Annotated in this window: 16 protein-coding genes and 1 pseudogene; 8 read left to right on the top strand and 9 right to left on the bottom strand. The window is 31.3% G+C overall.

Features of this window, described 5'->3' with window-relative positions:
• Positions 1 to 67 precede the first annotated feature (67 nt).
• Entirely contained in the window at positions 68 to 439 is a 372-nt protein-coding gene (locus WOO_RS01540) for a glutaredoxin domain-containing protein (RefSeq protein ID WP_014868932.1), read from the bottom strand.
• A 67-nt stretch (positions 440 to 506) separates the two neighbouring features.
• Here WOO_RS01540 and ribF point away from each other — a divergent pair.
• The 4 genes and pseudogenes from ribF (at position 507) to WOO_RS01520 (ending at position 4,594) form a co-directional block, all read left to right on the top strand.
• Positions 507 to 1,440: pseudogene (gene ribF, locus WOO_RS04340) on the top strand (riboflavin biosynthesis protein RibF).
• Positions 1,437 to 1,901 carry a signal peptidase II gene (gene lspA / locus WOO_RS01530; protein ID WP_014868931.1) on the top strand — a complete coding sequence of 155 codons (465 nt, stop codon included), beginning with the start codon at positions 1,437 to 1,439 and terminating at the stop codon, positions 1,899 to 1,901. The pseudogene ribF and the gene lspA overlap by 4 nt, the downstream one beginning before the upstream one ends.
• 52 nt (positions 1,902 to 1,953) lie before the next feature.
• Positions 1,954 to 3,294: a M16 family metallopeptidase gene (locus WOO_RS01525; RefSeq protein WP_014868930.1), complete on the top strand. Its 1,341-nt coding sequence runs from the start codon at positions 1,954 to 1,956 to the stop codon at positions 3,292 to 3,294.
• Positions 3,281 to 4,594 carry a M16 family metallopeptidase gene (locus tag WOO_RS01520; RefSeq protein WP_014868929.1) on the top strand — a complete coding sequence of 438 codons (1,314 nt, stop codon included), beginning with the start codon at positions 3,281 to 3,283 and terminating at the stop codon, positions 4,592 to 4,594. Before WOO_RS01525 ends, WOO_RS01520 begins: the two co-directional genes overlap by 14 nt.
• Positions 4,595 to 4,596: 2 nt before the next feature.
• Here WOO_RS01520 and purN read toward each other — a convergent pair whose 3' ends face one another.
• Positions 4,597 to 5,163: a phosphoribosylglycinamide formyltransferase gene (purN, locus tag WOO_RS01515; RefSeq protein ID WP_014868928.1), complete on the bottom strand. Its 567-nt coding sequence runs from the start codon at positions 5,161 to 5,163 to the stop codon at positions 4,597 to 4,599.
• 726 nt (positions 5,164 to 5,889) lie between these two features.
• Complete coding sequence (locus WOO_RS01510; protein ID WP_014868927.1) at positions 5,890 to 6,414, bottom strand: Na+/H+ antiporter subunit E; 525 nt, start codon at positions 6,412 to 6,414, stop codon at positions 5,890 to 5,892.
• 268 nt (positions 6,415 to 6,682) lie between these two features.
• Here WOO_RS01510 and WOO_RS01505 point away from each other — a divergent pair, with 268 nt between their 5' ends.
• On the top strand, positions 6,683 to 7,399 hold the full coding sequence (locus WOO_RS01505; RefSeq protein ID WP_044135480.1) for a TerC family protein: 717 nt from the start codon (positions 6,683 to 6,685) through the stop codon (positions 7,397 to 7,399).
• Between the two features lie 3 nt (positions 7,400 to 7,402).
• Here the strand turns inward: WOO_RS01505 and guaA are convergent, their stop codons facing one another.
• The 3 genes from guaA to serS form a co-directional block, all read right to left on the bottom strand.
• Entirely contained in the window at positions 7,403 to 8,959 is a 1,557-nt protein-coding gene (guaA, locus tag WOO_RS01500) for a glutamine-hydrolyzing GMP synthase (RefSeq protein ID WP_014868925.1), read from the bottom strand.
• A gap of 788 nt (positions 8,960 to 9,747) precedes the next feature.
• The gene (gene purD / locus WOO_RS01495; RefSeq protein ID WP_014868924.1) at positions 9,748 to 11,019 is read right to left on the bottom strand and encodes a phosphoribosylamine--glycine ligase; all 1,272 of its coding nucleotides are present in this window, start codon (positions 11,017 to 11,019) and stop codon (positions 9,748 to 9,750) included.
• Between the two features lie 35 nt (positions 11,020 to 11,054).
• Complete coding sequence (gene serS / locus WOO_RS01490) at positions 11,055 to 12,332, bottom strand: serine--tRNA ligase (RefSeq protein ID WP_044135477.1); 1,278 nt, start codon at positions 12,330 to 12,332, stop codon at positions 11,055 to 11,057.
• 379 nt (positions 12,333 to 12,711) lie between these two features.
• On the opposite strand from serS, the gene WOO_RS01480 reads away from it, so the two are divergent.
• From WOO_RS01480 to dusB, 3 genes are all read left to right on the top strand, one after another.
• Positions 12,712 to 13,197: a hypothetical protein gene (locus WOO_RS01480; protein ID WP_044135401.1), complete on the top strand. Its 486-nt coding sequence runs from the start codon at positions 12,712 to 12,714 to the stop codon at positions 13,195 to 13,197.
• A gap of 175 nt (positions 13,198 to 13,372) precedes the next feature.
• Complete coding sequence (locus WOO_RS01475) at positions 13,373 to 13,669, top strand: hypothetical protein (protein WP_044135400.1); 297 nt, start codon at positions 13,373 to 13,375, stop codon at positions 13,667 to 13,669.
• A 96-nt stretch (positions 13,670 to 13,765) separates the two neighbouring features.
• Positions 13,766 to 14,731 carry a tRNA dihydrouridine synthase DusB gene (gene dusB, locus WOO_RS01470; protein ID WP_014868922.1) on the top strand — a complete coding sequence of 322 codons (966 nt, stop codon included), beginning with the start codon at positions 13,766 to 13,768 and terminating at the stop codon, positions 14,729 to 14,731.
• A 2,544-nt stretch (positions 14,732 to 17,275) separates the two neighbouring features.
• Here the strand turns inward: dusB and glyA are convergent.
• The 3 genes from glyA to WOO_RS01455 all read right to left on the bottom strand — a co-directional run bounded on the left by glyA (position 17,276) and on the right by WOO_RS01455 (position 22,268).
• Positions 17,276 to 18,553, bottom strand: a complete 1,278-nt coding sequence (gene glyA / locus WOO_RS01465) for a serine hydroxymethyltransferase (RefSeq protein ID WP_014868921.1) — start codon at positions 18,551 to 18,553, stop codon at positions 17,276 to 17,278.
• 56 nt (positions 18,554 to 18,609) lie between these two features.
• Positions 18,610 to 19,821 carry an MFS transporter gene (locus WOO_RS01460; protein ID WP_052307035.1) on the bottom strand — a complete coding sequence of 404 codons (1,212 nt, stop codon included), beginning with the start codon at positions 19,819 to 19,821 and terminating at the stop codon, positions 18,610 to 18,612.
• A gap of 1,253 nt (positions 19,822 to 21,074) precedes the next feature.
• Positions 21,075 to 22,268 (bottom strand): pyridoxal phosphate-dependent aminotransferase, encoded by a 1,194-nt coding sequence (locus tag WOO_RS01455; protein WP_014868919.1) that lies wholly within the window; start codon positions 22,266 to 22,268, stop codon positions 21,075 to 21,077.
• Positions 22,269 to 22,274: the final 6 nt, after the last annotated feature.

Raw genomic sequence — 22,274 nt, 5'->3', positions numbered from 1 at the left:
AATTACTTAAGCAAGTATACTAATTTTTCACTTATAAATTGAAAAACAATGAAAACGAGATAAGAAACTACATAAAATTATCATCTGGTGGTATAATATATTCTTCACATTCACAATTGCTATCTGTATAGGCAGTAACACCAATATAATCCTTATTATTGTTTAATATATAATCCAACTTTCCTTCTCTGTCAAGATTTATCAATTTATCACAACCAGCAATATGGTACATATAATTGCCATTATCATCATTAACAAAGATTTGTGGAACTGTTCTAACATTATATTTCAATTTTATATCATCAAACAAATCTGAGTTTTCAATCACATCGATTTCTTTATACTCCACCCCTTTTTTGTCTAGCAGCTCTTTTGCTTCTTTGCAGAATGGACAATACTGCCTTACGTATATTACAACCTTTTCTTTAGTATTTTTCACGATTTACCTCGGTAGTTTATAAAATATACCTATTATATATAGAAATATTTATAAAATATCAAGTTATATAAAAGTTGTTTATGACTGCAAACAAGGGATAAAAAGTAGCGTAGCATTAAACTTTCGGAAATTTTGATGGCGTGCATTTAGGATATGAATTTGCAATTTCTTCTTTAAAGAAAATAGCTCAGGAAAGAAAATTATCCTCTGTAATTCTAACTTTTGAGCCTCACCCATCAACTATTTTATTTAACAGAAATAATTTCAGCTTAATAAGCCAAAAACAGAAAAAAGAGCTAATCAGCAACTACGGCATAGATTACTTATATAGTATTAATTTTAATGAAGGTTTTGCTCAAGTAAGCTTTAATGATTTCATTAGCAAGATTTTAATAAATAGATATGGCGCAGAATACATAATTGTTGGAGAAAGTTGCACTTTCGGTTATAAACGATTGGGTAACACATTAATTTAAAAAAAACGTTCTGAAATATATGGATACTCTTTAGCTAAATTGGAACCATTGATGATTAATGAAAAAGTTTGTTCCTCTTCTCTAATCAGAGAACACATACAAAAAGGTGAAATAGAAACTGCTAATAAGTTACTTGGTAGGCCTTACCAAGTTTCTGGTATTGTAACAAAAGGTGCATGTAGAGGTAGGAAAATAGGATTCCCAACTATAAACATTACGATAGAAGATTGCATGATAAAACCCAAGTTTGGTACATATTGTGCTAAAGCAGCATTTTCTGATATCAATCCAAATTGGCTATATGGAGTAGTTAATATTGGTATGAGACCTACGTTCAAGGACTTGAAAAAGCCTATAGTAGAAATGCATATATTCGATTTTAATAGAGATGTATATGGTTGTAACGTTAATATACAACTTTTTAAATTTATCAGATCAGAAAAAAGATTTCATAGTATTGATGAATTAACAAAACAAATAAATCACGATATACTTAAAGCTTATCAATTAATGGCAAACTTATGAAAAAATTATGTTTAATTGCCATACTAATTATGGCATCATCTGATCAGATGAGCAAATTATACATAAATTCATTAATTGATGAAGGAAAGTCAATCGAAGTTTCTAGCTTCATAAAATTAGTTAAAGTATGGAATACAGGAATTAGTTTTGGAATGTTCAGCACTTTACCTTATAGTGACTTTTTTTTTTCAATATCTTCAATACTAATAATTAGCATACTCATATATTTAATACACAAATCTAATGATAAACTAACTTATTTTAGTTTCTCCCTTATGGTCGGTGGGGCAATTGGAAATGTAGCTGACAGAATCTACTGGGGAGCTGTATACGATTTTATATATTTTCATATTGGCAATTGGTACTGGCCAGCCTTTAATTTAGCAGATATATATATAGCCTGTGGAACATTTATATTGTTATATAAGTGGTACATACACAACAGATTCATTTCAAAATAGAGCGAGGAATAAGGTCATAGTCTTAAAAGTTAAATTATATTAGGTTAGAGCAATGCTTTACAAGTTTTTTAGTTTCTTTATATTATCCATGCTTTTTTTTATCTACTCAATTCCCTTGAAAGCCATAAGTGCAGAATACAACATAAAATATGCTAAACTTAGCAATAAACTGGATATCTATGTCGTACCTAATCATCGAATTCCAGCTGTTTTACACGCAGTAATATATAAAGTTGGAGGAATGGATGATCCAATTGGCAAAGCAGGATTGGCTCACTATTTTGAACATTTAATGTTTAAAACTACGGGAAAATTTAAAGATATAGAATCAACCATGAGTAGCATTGGAGCGCAATTTAATGCGTTTACCACTAGGGAATATACCTGTTACTACGAACTAGCTCTCAAAAAAGACTTACCATTAGTAATGGAAGTTGAAGCAGACAGAATGAGCAACTTTAACATTACTCAAGATAAAATAGATATAGAAAAAAACATTGTATTAGAAGAAAGAAAGATGAGATTCGATAATCATCCTAACAATTTATTGTGGGAAGAAATGAACAATGCATTTTACCGTACTGGCTACGGAAGATCCGTTATTGGATGGGAGAGTGATATCAAAACTTACAATCAAGATGATATAATAAGGTTTCATAACAACTATTATCACCCAAACAATGCAATACTAATGATTGTTGGAGATGTAGAGTTCGATGAAGTAGTAAGATTAGCAGAAGAGAAATATGGGAGAATTGAAGCTAAGCCTGTAATTAGATATTACCCAAATCAAGATCCAACACATAATGCAGATCTGTTGGTAACTTTAGAAAGTACTGAAGTAAAAGAACCTGTTTTATACTTTCGCTACCGTGTTCCTTTATTTAAGCGCATAGATGAAATCTTTGTTGTTGATTTAGCAGTTGATATTTTAGGAGGTGGCAAGTCTAGTAAGCTATATGAAAATTTAGTTTTAGATAAAGGTATCGCAGTTTCAACAAATGCCCACTATAATGGTTTAGCTTTCAGTGATGGCTATATTGATATCGAAATAATTCCAAAAAGCGGAATAAAGTTGGACGTTATTGAAAGAGAGCTAGATAATGCCATCAACAATTTTATCTCTGAAGGAATAACAAGTAGAGAGTTGAAAAGTGCAAAGTCAAAATATAAATCAGCACAATTTGATAAGCTATCTGACTTAACTAATACAGCAATATTTTATATACCATATTTAGCACTTGGTATTCCACTTAATGAAATAGACATTTCATACAGCAAGATTAACAACATTGATTTAGATACTGTAAATAGTAAAATCCGTACTATCTTTTCTACTGATAAGTTAATCGGTCGTTTGCTACCAAAAGGAGGTTATAATGAAAATAAGTAAACTTGTATTTCTACTTTTTTTCTGTCTAGGCTTTAACTTACAAGCAAGTAGTAACCTAATAAATATAGAAGAGGTCACTACCCGTAAAGGATTTAAGTTTTTATTTGTTAAAAATTGTGATATACCGAAGGTTTCACTGAATATATCGTTCAAGAATGCAGGTTATGCGTATGAGAACAAAGAAAAACAGGGACTCACTTGGCTTACTTCTCTTGTAATTCAAGAAGGAGCAGGAAAAAATGATTCCAAAGGTTTTGCAAAAAAGCTTGAAGATAAAGGAATAAATCTAAGCTTCAGCACCAGCCTAGAAGCATTTAAAGTTTCATTAAACACTTTATCTAGCAACTTAGAAGACACAATTTCGCTACTAAGCGACGCTATAATGCGTCCTAAAATTGACCCTGAAGGGTTAAATAGAATTTTTGAAAAAGCTAAAGTTAATTTTAATAATCTTGAAAAAAAACCTCACTTTGTTGCTACCAAGAAATTAGACATGCTTTTGTTTAAAAAGCACCCTTATTCAAAAAGTGAATATGGAACTTTTAACACTATAATGAGCATTACTAAAGAAGATATTCTAACATACATAAAGCGTAATTTTACTAAAGATAACATAGTTATCAGTGTTGCTGGTTGTGCAACAAAAGAAGAAATTAGTGCACTACTGGATAAATATTTATTCAAGCTACCACCTAAAAGATCGATAATTAAAAAAATACCTGTAAAAAATGATTTCGGCCCTGCAGAAAGCGAGAGCATTTTTATGGATATACCACAAAGTATAATACTTTTTGCTCAGAAAGGTATAACTTATGAAGACCCCAATTATTATAACGCTATTGTCTTAATTAATGCTCTTGGCGGCATGGAGCTAAATTCAATAATGATGAAAGAGTTAAGGCAAAATTTGGGTATTACTTACAGTGCTAATATGAGTATTATTTCCAATAAACATGGAAACGCTATAATTGGATTTATAAGCACTGATAGCTCCACTGCTAGCAAAGCTATATCAGCAGTGAAAGATATATTGAGCAGGATAAAAAAGGAAGGAATTGATAAGCAATTGTTCAAGGATGTAAAAATCAGATTAATAAATAATCTTACCTTTTTCCTATTCAATAATACAAACATAGCAATGTTGCTTAATGACACACAAATAAATGATCATGATATTAATCGCATAAATAATTATGCAAACATCATTAATAACGTTAAATTAGAAGAAGTAAACAAATTAGCAAACTCTTTACTGGATCCTGAAAATTTGTTTTTTGTTAAAGTTGGAAGAAGTACCTAAGGTTAATGATTAATATTTTCTGCTATCAACCTTATTGCTTCCACGTAACACTTATGCTCTTCAGCAAGAATGCGTTCTGAAAGGCTTTGAATATTATCATTTGGTAACACTGGCACAGCAGTTTGAGCGATTATGCTTCCAGCATCAACCTCAGGAGTAACGTAATGCACGGTACAACCTGTAATTTTGACACCTGCCTTTAAAGCTTGCTCTTGAGCACTTAAACCCTTAAAAGATGGAAGTAAAGAAGGATGAATATTTATAACTTTATTATGCCATTTAGTCAGAAAGTCAGCTTTTAAAATCCTCATAAACCCTGCGAGGCAAATTAAATGAACTTTATGTTGAACAAGTATTTCGTGAATTCTATCAGCATCAAGTGGGTTATTCTCAACAATAAATGCTGAGATACCTGCTTGCTTTGCTATTTTCAAGCCAGCTGCCTTATTGTTATTTGTAATAACACATACAACTTCTGCAGGAAAACTGCAATCTTGGCCTGCCTTTATTAGGGCCTGCATATTTGATCCCCTACCTGAAATCAGTACTCCGAGTTTTATCTTTTCCACTGATATAATTAATTTAGAACTTATGTGAAAGTCAATATTAATAAAATAGCTAACGATAGAAAACCTATTTTATAAAGAATAGAACAACATTATATTAACAAATTTTCTCTGTTATAGATGGAAAAACTTCTCACTTTATGTTTTATGCTTTGCTGAACAGTATAAAGCATCATATACATAACTAAAATTAGCTATAATGCTAATTAATATTAAACCATTTGTATATAAATATACCAACAACACAGCTAGGTAGCATTTGTAATCACATTATCATTTATTTAAAAAAGTACTAGTATAATCTAATTACTAGGCCAAATACAAATAGAGAAAACCGAATGAGTAAATTATCGCATAACATAAAAATAAGTAAACTTCAGGTTACTCAGTGGAAAATAATAAAAAATTGTAAATATGCTGATAACTGCTTGTCAAAAGCAGCAACCTTATACATGAATAGCTCGATTGTCTAACCTTTATACAAATAAAGAATACTATCTTGATAAGAGTAAATATAACAAGTAAAAATGTTTTCTTAGATAAAGCTATTACTATTGAAATTATGGAAAATATTTTTCCATAAAAATTCAACAATGAGAAAAAAATAACATATTAAGATTAGAAAATTTATATAATCATTACCCTTTATTGTTGGTAATAGCCTTCCAAAAGAAATGTTTGAAAGCCCAGTAAGAGAATATGATAATGCTACTAATTTATTTAAAGCAATTACTTAATTAAATGTAGTAGCCTTAAAACTTCGTTCTCTATTTTATAAACGCCACTCTTAAAGCTTTCATCCATCAAACATACAGTAGAAAGATATATTTGCTGTTTTCTTGCAACATCGATAGTCAAAGTACCAGGAGTGATCGTGACTGAATTTGCAAATAATGCAATACTTTTATTGTTATGTCCTTCGCATTTCTTTACAATGATTATTGGCTTGAGTTTAAGTTTAGTTTGTAAAACCTTCTTTGTTACATAAATGCTTGATAAAATAATCTGATATGTTAACCACGGCATATAATTTACTAGTAACTTATAAAACGATAATTTACTTGCACCATTTAAGATCTGACTGAAAGCACTTTCAGCATTTATCAATCGTTTAAAGATAAATAATGTGAACACAGAAGAAAATACCCCACAAAGAACAAAAAACGTCTCAAAATTACCGGATAACATAGTCCATAAAGAAAACAAAATTATAAATGATAGAGAAAAAAACTTAATTTTTTGCTTAAGATTCATGATTTGCAGTATAATTCAAGTAACTTCTTAAGAAAAGAAAATAATAAATAATAACCGATATGAATTTACATATTAATAATGATCTGATTTTAGGCTATAGAAAGAAAATTCAAATTTACTAATAAATTGTTAGTCCACTACAACATACTAGCAACTAAGGCCACAATGGTATAGTGCAGAGAAACTTGACCTGCACTTTCGTCCAAGTAGAAGTTACTTAATTTTTACATATCTACTGTAGAATAGAATAGCTGAATCTGAAATGAAAATGTTAGCTGAAGCTCAAACTTTACTAATGCTTACATTACTTGAAATTATACTTAACATAGATAATTTGATCTTTATTTCTTTATCTCTAGATAAGATACCAAATACACTAAAAGAAAGAATACGCCTTGCAGGTCTTGGACTAGCACTGTTAATGCGTCTTATAACACTGTTTTTTACATCATACATATTATCAATGCAAAAACCTATATTTCATCCTGCATCGCTAAACATTTCAGTAAAAGATTTACTTATGATAACAGGAGGATTATTTCTCATCATTAAAAGTGTCATAGAGTTACAGAATGACATTTTTTTATGCAAGCAATCTGAAAAAAAAATAGATATTAAATCACAACCATTTTTAGTTATATTACAAATCACATTAATAGACTTAATCTTCTCAGTTGACTCTTTATTAACTGCTATAGTATTAACTCACAACGCGGCTATAATTGCTATAGCGTGTACATTTTCTATATTAGTAATGATATTCTTATCGAGTTACACTGTTCAGTTAATTAAATCTAGTACAAGACTAAAAACAATTGCCATCTTATTTATTTTACTTGTTGGTGTATACCTAACCCTTGAAGGGATTAATATAGAATTACCAAAAGGATACTTATACTCTTCATTGATATTTGCATTGCTTGTAGAAGCTACAAACAATATAAAAAAAAGTATGCTGTATGAAAAAGAGAAAAAACAACTTTAGATTTTATTCCCACTCAATAGTTGCTGGTGGTTTAGAAGTTAAATCATATACGACTCTATTTACCCCGGAAACATTGTTAACGATTATGCTGCTGACATCTTGTAAAAAACTCCAAAATATTGATGAATATTGACTTTTATTTTCAAATGGAAATGCATCAGCTGTCATACCATCAGAAGATGTCACGGCTCTCAAAGCACAAACATACCCGTACGTACGACTATCTCCCATGACACCTACAGTTCTTATTGGCAACAGTACAGCAAAAGCCTGCCATATTTGATCATATAAATTATAATTTCTCATTACATTAATATATATTTCATCCACTTCTTGTAATATTCGTACCTTTTCTTCATTAACCTCACCTATAATCCTTACTGCGAGCCCAGGTCCAGGAAAAGGATGTTGAAATAATATTTTATCTGAAAGACCAATTTCTCTTCCAAGCATTCTTACCTCATCTTTAAACAGGTAGCGTAAAGGTTCCATCAACTTTAGATTCATTTTTTCTGGCAATCCACCAACATTATGATGAGATTTAATTGTACTAGCATATCCTGAAGCGTGTCCTGATTCAACTACGTCAGAATAGATGGTACCTTGCATCAAAAAGGCTACATTACCTATTTCCTTTGCTTTTTCTTCAAACACTTCGATAAAAGTGCTACCAATAATTTTTCGCTTTTCCTCTGGATTAATTATTCCCTTCAATCTATTCAAAAACAAACTTGATTTATTAACATAGTTCACAGGAATTTCTTTCAACATAGTGATAATCTGGCTCCTGTGTAATAATCCAGTATCAATAAAAATACAATTCAATTGTTTCCCTATAGCTTTATATGTGAGAGTTGCTGCAACACTCGAATCAACTCCACCACTTACCGCAGCGATTACTTTCTTATTACCTACTAAATTCCTGATTTTCCTCTTCTGTTTTTCAACAAGTGATTTCACCGTCCAATCTCTTTTACAATTCGTAATATCCAAGAAATTAGAAAGCAACTTACTACCATTTGTCGTAGGCTTAACTTCAGGATGGAACTGAGTACAATATATCTTACGTTGTTCGTTGACAATTATTGCAATTGTTTGATTTATTACACCTGATGCAATAACAGTAAACCCTTGTGGTATAGTTTCAACACTATCTACATGATTCATCAATACATCTACTTCAGAATTAATATTCCATGTACCTTTTATAATAGGAGATTCTTTTAGTATTTTAATCTTAATTTTACCAAATTCTTGCTTGAATTCCCTTCTTACCTTTGCCCCAAAATGATGACAAATAATTTGTTGTCCATAGCATATCCCAAGTATAGGAACACTCGTTACCTCGTTAAATTTTATAATCTCACGTGCTACTCCATCTATATCAGAATAACTATCATTGACAGATTGCGGTCCTCCAGAGAAAATAAATCCATTGCATTTTGACATTACTTCAAAATTAATGTTGCTTTGGAATATCTCACAATAAACACCCATTTCTCTGATTTGTTTTGCAATAAGCTGTGTAAATTGTGAACCAAAATCAATAATAGCAATCACTGATAACGTGTTCCTCTATATCATATTATTCAAAGCAATACTCAATAATAAAGAAAATGATGGAGTAAGTAAATTGAGACCTCCTCAAAAACTCTAATATATGGTGTAGGCTAACTTAATTTAGCTTAAGTTGACAGAAATTCTACATAATGTAATTTGACTCTCTTACCCTTTCTTCTTAAGGTTAGGCATATTTTAAGTTTTTCCTTAACCATTATAATTCCCCCCCTCAATAACAAAAATAATGCTATTACCTATATATAGGATGTGTATAAAGACTTAGCTAAAATTATTTCCCGGTTTCACTGTTTATAAACTTTTTCCACTTTAATTCCATATCTCTACCTCTTTTAGAGTAATTTAACACAAGCATTTTTCCTAAATATAAATAAAGCATCATCAATAAGCTCCTCATTTTATACTCCAGTATATTCATACTTAATTACCTTTTAGGCTTATCTACCCTTAGATTTATCGACTTTAAATATATCTAACGCTCACTACCCACCATATTATTCAATACCTTACACAACAGTATATATAATATTATAATTTTGTCTCTAACTCTCTCTCTGCCCTTTTTTACCTACATATTTTTCTATTCCACTAAAAACACACATTCCTAAAATGTTAAGAAAATTTCATAAGTTGAATAAAATTAATTTAGATGCTTTTATAAATTTTTTCCCAATTCCATTACCACTTGAATAATGTATCCAGCACACCAAAATACACTTAAGAAAGACAATCAAAATTCCTGACTTTAATCTTTAATATACAAGCACATACTAACTACCAATGTCGTACCTGAAAAATCCTCCTGGCCATCGCAGAAAATTTAACGCCGAATATACTTTATTTTTAGCTTCCTCTAAAGTATTCCCCTCTCCTACTACATTTAATACTCTTCCACCATCAGAAATCCAATTACCACTTTTATCCAATTTAGTACCAGCATGAAACACCAATATACCAGGAATGCTTTCAATTTTATCCAACCCTTTAATTACTTCTCCTGTTTGATAATTACCTGGATAGCCCTTACTTGCAACAACTACACAAATTATAGTTTTGTTGGTGAGTTCCACCATTTTGGAACTTAATTTTCCTTCTGCAACTGATAACATCAATTTTAATAAATCACAATTTTTATCAAATCTAGGCAAAATAGATTGTATTTCTGGATCACCAAATCTAACATTATACTCAAGAAGTTTTGGGTCATTTTTACAAATCATCAAACCAGCAAAAAGCACTCCACGATAAGGGGTCCCCATATTAGCCAGTGCTTGAATTGTCGGGTATATTATTCTTTGGACAATTTTTTGTTCCATATCCTTACTTATCATCGAAGGTGATGAGTATGATCCCATACCTCCAGTATTCTGACTATCATTACTCTCATCAACCCTTTTATAATCTTTCGCACATCCAAGAGTTACTACTTTTAACCCATCAACAAGAACAAAAAAACTTATCTCTTCCCCAACTAAAAATTCCTCTATAACTATTTCCTCACCTGATTCACCAAATTTCTTTTCTACCAGCATCGAATCTATTGCTACAAAAGCTTCGCTTTCTCTATTACATATTATCACACCTTTCCCTGCAGCAATCCCATTTGCTTTTACCACAAGTGGAAATTTTATCTTATTGCTGAGTATAAAGTTTTTAGCTAATCCCTCATCAATAAAACACTCATACTTAGCAGTTGGTATGCCATATTGCCTGCACAGCATCTTGGTAAAGGATTTTGACGCTTCAAGTTTTGCAGCAGCTTGACTTGGAGCAAAAACATTTATTCCCTCTGCAACTAAGTTGTTAGCAAGACCATCAATTATTGGTTGTTCTGGGCCAATGATAACTAACTTTATATTTTCTCTTTTGCAAAATCGTGTAACATCAATTGGTTTTTTAATATTTATGTTCACAAGAACCCCAAGATTTCTCACAGCTGCTCGTCCAGGAGCGACATACAACTCAGTTAAAATAGGAGACTTTTTGAGAGCCCAAAGCAAAGCGTGCTCACGTCCACCAGAACCCACAACTAGAACCTTCATCTTTAATTTCCTCGTTTTTCCACATACTTAAACCATTACCTGTCTATAACGGTATCATTACTCATATACTTTTGCAACACGCTTGGTATTGCAATCGACCCGTTAGAATTCTGATAATTTTCCATTATGGCAATAATCGTCCTTCCTATAGCTAAGGCTGAGCCGTTTAAAGTATGAACGTATTTTTTCACCCTTTTATCAGCCTCTAAAGAATATTTAGTATTCATTCTTCTTGACTGAAATGTACCACAACTCGAGCAACTTGATATTTCTCTGTACTTATTTTGCCCAGGCAACCATACTTCTATGTCATAAGTCTTTTGCACAGCAAAACCCATATCACCACTACATAGCAGCATCACTCTATATGGTAATTCTAATCTTTTTAATATCTCTTCAGCAATACTCGTCATGCGTTCAAGTTCGTCTTTTGATTGGCTTTCAGTTGTGATACTTACCAATTCTACTTTACCAAATTGGTGTTGTCTTATCATACCCCTTGTATCCCGCCTTGCACTGCCAGCTTCTTTACGAAAGCACTCTGAATACGCAGCAAAACGAATAGGCAGTTCCTTTTCTTCTATTATTTTACCAGTAACTAAATTTGTTAAAACAACTTCACCTGTAGGAATCAATCTTAACTCATCGGTAGTCAAATATGAATCATCAGAAAATTTAGGCAGCTGGCCAACGTTATACATCGCCTCATTCTTCACTAAAATTGGATGATATACTTCAGTATAGCCAAATTCATTAACATGCATTTCAAGCATAAAATTTATTAATGCTCGTCCAAGCTTGGCTAATTTCCCTTTCAACACTACAAATCTTGACCTAGAAATTTTCGTCGCTTGTTCAAAATCCATTAAATTCAACCCTTCCCCGAGTTCATAATGAGACTTTGCTATAAAACCAAATTGTCTTTTTTCTCCATACCTTCTAATCTCTAAATTAGAACTCTCACCTTCACCCATTGGTATATCTTGCATAGGAATATTTGGTAAACTAAATAAGATATCCACCAACCTGTCATTCTCTATTTGCTCCTTTAAGCTAATCACCTTTATTTCACTTGCAATACTTCTTGACAATTTTATTTGCTTTTCGCAAGGGCTATTGCTCATTTTAAGTTTTTTTATTTCCTCTGTAATTTCATTAAGTTGCCTATTTAAATCTTGCAATTTAGTGGTCAATAATCTTTTTTCGTGATCAATTTCTAATACCTTTCTTACGGTAAACTCTTTAATTCCTCTTTCCCTCATAATCTTCTCAAATTCTTCAGGTTTTTTTCGTATATATCTTATGTCATGCATATATTGCATTACTACCAACATTGTTACTGTACCTCAAAAGTCTTTAATACTCAATATCTTTACTCATATTACTAACAAACGCTAAGATCAGTACAATTGACCTTATTCTCAAAATTCATTAAAATTTAGTTAGTGTCCGTAGAACTAATATGTTATCCATAACAAAAAGATACAATAAGTTCAAAGGAAGCACTCACTTCACTAAGCTTAAAACTAATGGGAGATTTGCTATCTACGCTCCTGGTACATATCTGACAGCTACATTCCTTATTGCTTATCTGAGGTCGATAATAGAATTTCCTCTCTTACCTTTACCATTTACTGTGTTAATTTCTCATCCTGTAATTCAGGTTGTAACAGGAGTAGTTTTTACAGTAACATGCAAGATGATATCAAGACTTTATACAGCTTAATCAAAGGCTTTATTAGTAAAAAAGAAGCAAATCAAAATAAGCAAAAAGTTCCAAGTGAGAATAGTGGTATTATAGCAGGTAATAAACATAGCTTAGAGAACAGCAGTTATATAAGTTTTCCTACTCTAAAGGACAATGATTTAGATGGTAAAGAACTTTATGAAAATTTACCAACGCTTGTACATCAAACAAATAGAGAAAATTATACCTATTGGTTACAACAACATGATATTGCTCATATTGCAAGAGCTGTATATAACTATTCAGAAAGTTTAGATGACTATATATCCCTTTGTACTCCTGGCAACCTTGAGACTTTTAATGAAAGATTGATAAAATATAAAAATAAGGCAGAACAGAAAGATCAAAAAGTAACGTTCACTTCAATGATAAACTTAGGAAAGTGTTATTGGGCTACGTTAGTAGTTGCATACAATTCAAATAGTAAATAATTTAGAGCCTATTATTGTGATTCTTTTAGAGCTAAACTACCACCGCTTTGGTAAGCAACTTAATAATACAGAAAATGCAAATGAGTTAGTTACCCCCTAAATAAGCAAGCTAGTGAAAGCTAAATGCACAAAGAAAAAAAGAAATGGGTAAAGATGTCCAAAAAAAACAGTACAAATGCGCCGGAACAAAAAAAATAAATTAGTTAACATTCCAATAAACACTAATAGTATAGTAAGTGCACTAGAAGAGATCTTAAAAATAGAGAGCAATGATATAGTAAATTCCTCGATTAAGCAGCAAAACGACAGTTGTAACTGTGGAATATTTGCGTTAGAAAACGATCATAAAATTACACAAAAGCTCAGTGAAGGCAAACCACTTGATGAAATTGATAAAGAGCTATCAAAATATAGATTTAATTTAAATAAGAAAAGAAGAGAATTTACAGAAGCATTCATAAAAGATGAATAATGGAAGGAAGATTTGAAAAATGGGCTGTTATGTGAGCTCATAATTATATTCTACTTCAAAAAAGGAAAAGAAAAGTTGGCATAGCATTATGTTATTATGAAAAAGAACCTTATACCCCTTCAAATAGGAAATTTAATAATCAATTCTCCGGTAATTTTGGCACCAATGTCTGGGGTAACTGATTACCCATTTAGAAGTATTGTAAAGAAACTTGGTGCAAGTTTATTAGTCTCAGAAATGATCGCAAGCAAAGCCATGATTATACATACTCGCAAAAGTATGCAAAAAGCTAAAGTTGATGAATTGACTGCTGTGCAACTTGCTGGATATGAGCCGGATGTGATTGCAGAAGCTGCAAAATTAAATGTGGATATGGGTGTAAAAATCATAGATATAAATTTTGGGTGCCCAGTAAAAAAAGTTGTAAATGGTTACGCAGGATCAGCGCTAATGCGTGATGAAAAAAAGGCCGCTGAAATAATTGAAGCTGCAGTTAAAGCAGTTAATGTGCCAGTTACAGTAAAAATGCGTACTGGATGGAACAATGAAAGTCGTAATGCTCCACGTTTAGCAAAAATTGCAGAGGATCTAGGCGTAAAAATGATAACCATTCATGGAAGAACAAGAGCACAATTTTACAGTGGCCAAGCAGATTGGAAATTTGTTAGAAGCGTCAAAGAGCAAGTAAAAATTCCAGTTATAGTAAATGGTGATATTAAAAATTTAAACGATATTCAAAGAGCTCTCAAAGAGTCTGAAGCAGATGGAGTGATGATAGGTCGTGGTACTTATGGTAAACCTTGGTTGATTAATCAAGCAATGAATTTTATAAGCGGAAGCAAAATCTCCGAACCAACAGCCTTAGAAAAATTAAGTATAATACTTGAACATTACGATAGTGTTCTTGAGTATTACGGAAAGGATACAGGAATGAAAATAGCCCGCAAGCATATAGGCTGGTATAGTATCGGGCTTAAAAATTCATCTGAATTTCGCATGAGAATAAACAATATGACAGACAGCATGGAAGTAAAAGAAAATATAGTTAGCTTTTTCAGCTAAGAAATTCTCTAGATAACTTTAACTAAACAAAGAAAGATAATTTACTGTTTATTATGATATTAGTATTTTTTGTGACACTGCGTGCTTTTAAATTCTTTTAATATTCAAGAAATTTCCTAAACAAAAAAAGATAGAAGAAACTTAGCAGCAGACAGTCGTTTACTCATTTATATTATACCTTTGCAAATTGGTGTTCTACATTATCTTAAACAAATTATAGTGTATTTTAATTTAAAAACCTAAGAATATAAGGTGAAACTAATAAAGACATGAACATATAACATAAAAATTAAATATAAAACTAATTACATAATGCTCTTATCGTTCAATCTACATAAAATTAAAGACAATTGAATACCATTATCCTTATGATAAAGGAGCTGGCACAAAGTATATCAAATTGCAAGTAATTTTTATCTGGCGTCATTTAGGTAAAAACTACACAAGAAATTTAGTATATATATAAGCTAAACTTTATCAACAGACAAGCGACCTAATACTATTAATTTTTATAGGTTTATCTCCGTTATATAATATTAACAAAACTTCATTGCCTTTGTAATCAACAGTTTCTACTAGTATAGATATTGCATAATTACTGTTATTAACAGTTCTTATATTAAGAATACCATAATTATTTAATCCTAGAGTTGAAGAATGGATTTACATCAAACTTTTCATCTAAGTAGGCTTACGCTATAGTTAATTCCCCGCAAGAATATAGCTTCACTATTATTTATGCATATTTCTACACTCTAATTCTCTTCTGTTAAGCAAATTAATTTAAGTTATACTACCCAGCTCTATCTTATTTGCTTATTTTATTTTCTGAAATATATACTAGTACAAGCACATGATTAGAATTAACTACGTGAGTTATCTTCTGTTTAATACTAATAAAGTTCTCCTTCATTCAGATTAATCTTATTTATATGATCATCAACAGAAAACTTAACTGTAATATTTTTCAAGTTTAGCTCTAGCATTTTAGATTAACTTTTATATTTTACAACACAATAAAAGTTACCTCTAGCTTATATACCCCGTAACTTTTTTCACATTCTCACCATCAAATAAATAAACAACAGCAATCTTATCACTTACTCCTGAGACAAGTTTGGCTTCATTAAAAAAATTTAACCGCATTAAAAAAACTAAAGTATACAGGACAACTTTGTAACCTACACTCCTAAACCCTTACTGAAAAAACTACTGATTGTACTATTATTGCTATAAATCACTTAATTTTTTTCTCAAAAATACACCACTAAAAAAACAACAGAACAACAGCGTACTAGAAATAGTAATAACCTCGCTTCTCATCTTTAAGTAATAAAGTCTACTAACTAGCTTTTGTTAGAAACATACATACAAACTAGATTTTAGAATTAGAAACAATAAGCACAATATTAAGTTTATTGTTATACTATAAATAAAGAAATAAATATAAATATCAATAAGTTTTTCTATCTTTTTTGTTTAACAAATTTCTTAATACTTTTAGTTAAAGTAACCTATAATACAATCTGCTACATATTTGGATAATAGGAGGAAAATTCTAAAACAATAAGCCTTCAGAAAATTTATGTAAAATTCAGCATTCATAAAAATTATGCTTTTTTCATGCATCTCATAGTTTTTGTAATTAATGAAGAATGTTGTAACAGCTGGTTCAGCTTTCAAAACACAAAATAAAATCACTGGCACAATAAATTTAGGAAAGTTAAAATTACAACCTGAAAGATAAGGTAAGCAAAACAAATATACCTCTTGACATAGAAGGAAAAGGAAGAACAAATAGAGAGCTTAATTATGGTATTATACAAAAAGTATAATATAAACAATTTAGGTGCAGCTCTGAAAAATTTACTTCTGTAGAAAATAGTAAAACCGATAAACTAGTTCTTACAGAAAAAGTAGCAAAAAAGCTTACTACCACGGAGTTATAGATGCAGCTGCTTAACTATTCAGCGCTACAAAAGCAAAAATAATTTTAGGAAAAAAGATGTAAAGGTACTCAAAAACTCTCATTAGAAATAGATCTTGTAAGTAACATAGACTCACAAAAAAGCTATGGTAGAAAATACAGACTTACGTACTGCAGTAAAAGTAAAAGGAACCCTAGCAGTAACACAACGTTTTAAAGTATCGTTAAAATTGAGGTCAACGTAAAGAATCAGAAAATTGTAAGGCTCTGTAAAAAAATAATATCCAACTAGTTTTTGAGGTTTCAATTAACGAAAATATTTAACTTTCCTAGTGATTGGTAAATTAACTTAGATTACATATTACAATACTTACTTTTGTATTTTTTTTATCATTCCAGCATCACACACTGGAATCTAAGTACTTCAAAAACTAGATCTTATAGTTAAGCCATAGAACAAAGATAATCTTCATTATTTAAATTCAAGTATTACATATTGAGGCGATATCATCAAAAGTATTAAAAAACACTGTCTATTATAAAAATTAACTACAAACCACAATCCCATATAGCTTATACATTTGTATTAGGATGATGCAATATATATATCATCACAACTAATAAATAGGAAAATTATTACAAATCTTTTCAACTTTGTCTTTCACTACTTTTTCGACATTTGAGCTATCTCCACTAATTAATCCCTGAATTACTTTATTTATTAGCTCAGCTATTTCTTTAAAATTTTTCGCCTCAAGCCCACGTGTTGTTTCAGCAGCGGTACCGAAACGCAGTCCTGAAGTAATAGTCGTTTTTTCTGTATCAAACGGTATAGAGTTTTTATTGCAAATAATACCAGCTCTCTCAAGGCTATCCACAACGCCTTTTCCAGTTAATTTCTGCGGTCTTAAGTCAATTAACACCATATGAGAGTCAGTGTCACCAGTTACAATGTTCAGCCCATACTCTTTCAGAGCTTGAGCCAAAGCTTTAGCATTCTCAATAACTTTTTTGCTATAAGTTTTAAACTCCGGTGCTAATGCTTCTTTAAATGCAACAGCTTTTGCAGCTATTACATGCATAAGCGGTCCACCTTGCAATCCTGGAAAAACTGCAGATTGAATTTTTTTATGTAATACTTCATCATTTGTCATTATTACCCCACCACGAGGGCCGCGTAAAGTTTTATGAGTAGTAGAGGTTATAACATGTGCATATTCAGTAGGTGATGGGTACTCACCTACTGCTATAAGCCCCGCATAATGAGCAATATCTGCAAGTAAATATGCACTAATCTTATCTGCAATCTCACGAAAACGCTTAAAGTTTATTCTCCTTGGATAAGCAGAAGCACCAGCTATTATTAATTTTGGTTTATGCTCAAGCGCTAGTTCTTCTATTTCATCCATATCGAGCAAATAAGTATCTCGTCTAACCGTATACTGAATTGACTTAAACCACTTACCAGAAAGACTCGGCGTTGCACCATGAGTTAAGTGCCCACCACAACTTAATGATAAACCAAGTATTGCATCACCTGGAGAAAGCAGTGAAGCAAACACTGCTTGATTTGCCTGAGAACCAGAGTGAGGTTGAACATTTGCAAACTTAACACCAAACAGTTTACAAAGTCTTTTTATGGCGAGATTTTCAACTTCATCTACATATTCGCAGCCACAATAATACCTTTTTCCTGGGTAACCTTCTGCATATTTATTAGTTAGAAAAGAACCTTGCGCTTCCATTACTGCTCTACTTGCAAAATTTTCTGATGCAATCAGTTGCAGTTGTGACCTTTGACGCTGCAACTCTTTCTCTATAGATTGATAAACTTCACTATCAGAAAATCTTAAACCCTTTTTAAAGATGAAAACTTCCTCTGAAACGCTTGCCATAAATCAAACCATGTTAAGCTTAATAATACTAAAATACACTCTATCTACAAGTAGTTTTAAGAACGTTTCCTTAACCACACAAAACCGAAAACAGCCAAAAGTAGGCATACAGGAATAATTGATATTGCCTTTATCAACAGTTCAGGACCATACACAGGATTCCCTTGTATTACTGTTCTATCCCAATAGAAACTTACTATTTTTGCAATCCCAATATGAAAAAAATAGCCAAAAATCATAATTATCATATTTGAAACAGCTGTAGCTAGTCCTACTAAGTTATTGCTTACGTAGCTTATTGCTTTGTAAATGGTAATTACCTGATATCCAGATGCAAAGCCGATAATAAGAAGTGTAGGAACCACAACATATAAACCACCAACCTGTATAAAAAGTAAGATGAAGCTGATAATCATTGTAAGAGAACATGTAATAATCACTTCATAATGCCTACTTGGATACTTCTCTAGTAAAAAAGCTAAAAAAAATGCTCCAGCTCCAAAACCTATAAATATAAAAGAAGAAAGAAAAGATGCCAAATCTCCTGTTATCTGATAGACTTCACATAAGAACGTTCTTGCCCAGCCATCAGCAAAACCTTCTAGTGGACCAATCATTAAGCTACCAAAAAAACTAATCAAAACTATGTGCTTGTTACAAAGTACACTTTTTAAATCTTGAAGTATATTGCTATTTATAGCTTCTTGTGTATTATTATTTGGTGTTACAAAAAATAACAACAAAGCGAGTAAACAACCAATTATTGAGAAAGCATATATAACATAATCCCAACCAAAGCTATTAAGTAAGAAATCTAGAGGTAATCCGCCATAAATAGCTCCCAGTAACCCTATTATTATAGATAAACTAGTCATTTTTGCTGATCTTTCTCGAGAGAAATACATGGTTGCAACTTTAAAGATCCCAATTGCTGAAGCAGATGATCCAACTCCAACAAGTATTCTACCAAGAATTGAAGGATACCATTCATCAAAATATATAAGTGGTAGTGTTCCAACAAATGTTAAAATAGTGCATATAGGCAAAATAAGCTTTGGCCCAGATCTATCAAGAAAAAGACCAACAGGTATATGAGCTAATGTATATCCTACATAGTATAACCCACTAAATTGACCGACATCAACTATGTTTATATTAAACTTTGTCATTAACCCAGGTGTGATTACATTTGGAATTACACGTAATATATATTGATATGCATAAAAGAGTGATGCTAATAACCATACTAAAAACTTTCTCTGTAACATAAAACTCATTTTAAATTTACTACTATAGGTGCTCTAGCTACAAAAAGCAACATCTTTGCAAATATTTTTTCAATTTATTAAAGTTTAACAAAATTAAATTCATAACTATCATATATCGACTAAATTTTATAGCATAAAGAGAATATTTTCTAAAAAGGCTTTTTACTTTGTTTCCTTCACAAATTTTATTTATACTTTTATTTTGTAATAAAATTTTATCTTAAATAGCATAATTTTTAACAAACTTAGCATCAAAACCATTACATCTACCCAGTTGATTAGCCTCTTTACATATAGAATGACATAATACTAAAGTAAAAGATAGATCAGCGAACATAAAAACAACAAACAATATACTACAAAATCACATATGAAAGTATTAAGTAAGACACCTAACACACCATCTAGGTAACAGACATGATAGACTAAATAGAGAGCTTTTAAGCAAGATAGAAGAAATAATAAAATCATCGTAAATCAAGCAAAGCACTATGATAAAGATTTAGAAAGTCTATATAAAGATTTAAGGCTTGATAAAAATTTGTTTAGGTTTTTGCTAAACACTAAGTGCTAAAACTTCTAAGCACTTACCTAAAAAAGAAAGAAGTCATTACAAAATTCAATAGTAAACATCACATCAACGGAAGCTATTTAAAAAATCTAAAGGAGAAAATTTAGCAAATAAGATAAACAACATAAACTTGATTTAACAAAATAAGAAAAATGAGAAGCTAAACATAAAAAATGTGTTCATTTGATTAATGGGGTACGGCTTTCTTTACAAGTTAGAAAGCTAAAGATAACTTCTAGTAAACATTACTAACATAGGAAAACAAATTTCCTAACTTACTTTGCTCTGATTTTTGGTTACAACTAATTTCTAATCATTTATTAGCAAAACCTTCAAGCCTAAAATATTGAACGTTACCAAAGTAAGAAAAAATTAAACGGTCTAAAATTAACTAGATCATTAAAAAACATTTATTCCCATCATTATTATACCTATATAACTTACGCTAATCTAAATTATGCAAGATGTATAAAAAGAAACATACTATACTTATCGCCAATAAGACAAAATAAAGACTTACAAAGCTATAAACTAGAACGGTTCCTATAGAAAGGATAATAAAAAAAAAGCCATATTACTATTATTTTAGAGGTACAATTCTATACCACTTAAAATAAGCTAGCTAATACTAAATATATCATATATTAGATTTATTTTATTAACACAAGGAAATACAGAATAGCTAACTTAGCATCTCACATGCTTTTACAATACTATTACACCCAATCTCTAGTTGCTCCTGAGAAGTCGCATAAGAAACTCTAATAAAGTTTTTCAGACTAAACGCAACCCCTGGAATCACAGCAACTAAATGGTCTTCTAACAAATACTCAGCAAAATCAAGATCATTATTTATTACTTTACCGTTTTTTGTACTCTTACCCAACAGATTTTCACACGAAATAAACAAGTAGAACGCACCTTGTGGAATAAACACCGACAACCCTGGAACGGAGCCCAATTTTTCAGCCACAAAATCTCTGCGATTTTTAAAAATTTTTATCCTTTCTTTTAGAAAATCATGATTACCATTTAATGCTTCAACCGCTGCTGCCTGTGCTATTGAATTTGGATTTGAAGTACTCTGAGACTGCAGTATAGAAATAGCTTTTACTACATCACTTCTACCAGCAACATAACCTATTCTCCAACCTGTCATTGCATAAGCTTTTGATACTCCATTAACTACAAAAACTCTGTCATAGAGCCTTGGCTCAACCTGAGCAATAGTAAAAAACTTTCCATCGTATACTATGTGTTCGTAAATATCATCCGTAATAATGTTCACGTGTGGATGCTCAAGCAATATTTGTGCTATTTTCTTCAATTCGTCATATGTATATACAACTCCTGCTGGATTATTTGGCGAATTGAGAATTAACCATTTAGTCTTTTCAGTTATCTTACTTCTCAATAACTCTGATGTCAGTTTAAAGTTTTCCTTGCATTCTGCCATAACTGGTAAGCCGCCAAAAAAGCTTACCATATCAACGTACGAAACCCAGCAAGGAGCTGGAATTACAGCTTCATCTTCAGGGTTAATCGTTGCCATAAGCAAGTTAAACAGTACTTGCTTAGCACCAGCACCAACACAGATTTGGCTAGGCGTATATTCAAGATCGTTGTCCCTTTTTAGCTTGTCAATTATCGCTCCTTTAAGCTCACGGGTTCCATCAACAGCAGTATACTTAGTTTTACCTTCATTTATTGCTTGGATAGCTGCTTTCTTTATATGACCTGGAGTATCAAAGTCTGGTTCCCCTGCAGCTAAAACACAGATCTCTTTTCCTTGACTTTTTAGTCTATTTACCTTATCAGTTACAGCAATTGTAGGTGATAGTTTTATTAAAGACATTCTTTTTGCGAGTTCTAACATAATCTT

It is taken from the genome of Wolbachia endosymbiont of Onchocerca ochengi (assembly GCF_000306885.1).
Classification (GTDB): domain Bacteria; phylum Pseudomonadota; class Alphaproteobacteria; order Rickettsiales; family Anaplasmataceae; genus Wolbachia.
Note: the sequence above shows the minus strand (reverse complement) of the source record. Positions and strands in the feature narration are given on the sequence as shown.

Coding starts and splice junctions, on each gene's coding strand:
- lspA (WP_014868931.1), top strand. CDS start 1,437: ATGAAAAAATTATGTTTAATTGCCATACTAATTATGGCATCATCTGAT.
- WOO_RS01525 (WP_014868930.1), top strand. CDS start 1,954: ATGCTTTACAAGTTTTTTAGTTTCTTTATATTATCCATGCTTTTTTTT.
- WOO_RS01520 (WP_014868929.1), top strand. CDS start 3,281: ATGAAAATAAGTAAACTTGTATTTCTACTTTTTTTCTGTCTAGGCTTT.
- WOO_RS01510 (WP_014868927.1), bottom strand. CDS start 6,414: ATGAATCTTAAGCAAAAAATTAAGTTTTTTTCTCTATCATTTATAATT.
- WOO_RS01505 (WP_044135480.1), top strand. CDS start 6,683: ATGTTAGCTGAAGCTCAAACTTTACTAATGCTTACATTACTTGAAATT.
- purD (WP_014868924.1), bottom strand. CDS start 11,019: ATGAAGGTTCTAGTTGTGGGTTCTGGTGGACGTGAGCACGCTTTGCTT.
- serS (WP_044135477.1), bottom strand. CDS start 12,332: ATGCATGACATAAGATATATACGAAAAAAACCTGAAGAATTTGAGAAG.
- WOO_RS01480 (WP_044135401.1), top strand. CDS start 12,712: ATGCAAGATGATATCAAGACTTTATACAGCTTAATCAAAGGCTTTATT.
- WOO_RS01475 (WP_044135400.1), top strand. CDS start 13,373: ATGCGCCGGAACAAAAAAAATAAATTAGTTAACATTCCAATAAACACT.
- dusB (WP_014868922.1), top strand. CDS start 13,766: ATGAAAAAGAACCTTATACCCCTTCAAATAGGAAATTTAATAATCAAT.
- glyA (WP_014868921.1), bottom strand. CDS start 18,553: ATGGCAAGCGTTTCAGAGGAAGTTTTCATCTTTAAAAAGGGTTTAAGA.
- WOO_RS01460 (WP_052307035.1), bottom strand. CDS start 19,821: ATGTTACAGAGAAAGTTTTTAGTATGGTTATTAGCATCACTCTTTTAT.
- WOO_RS01455 (WP_014868919.1), bottom strand. CDS start 22,268: ATGTTAGAACTCGCAAAAAGAATGTCTTTAATAAAACTATCACCTACA.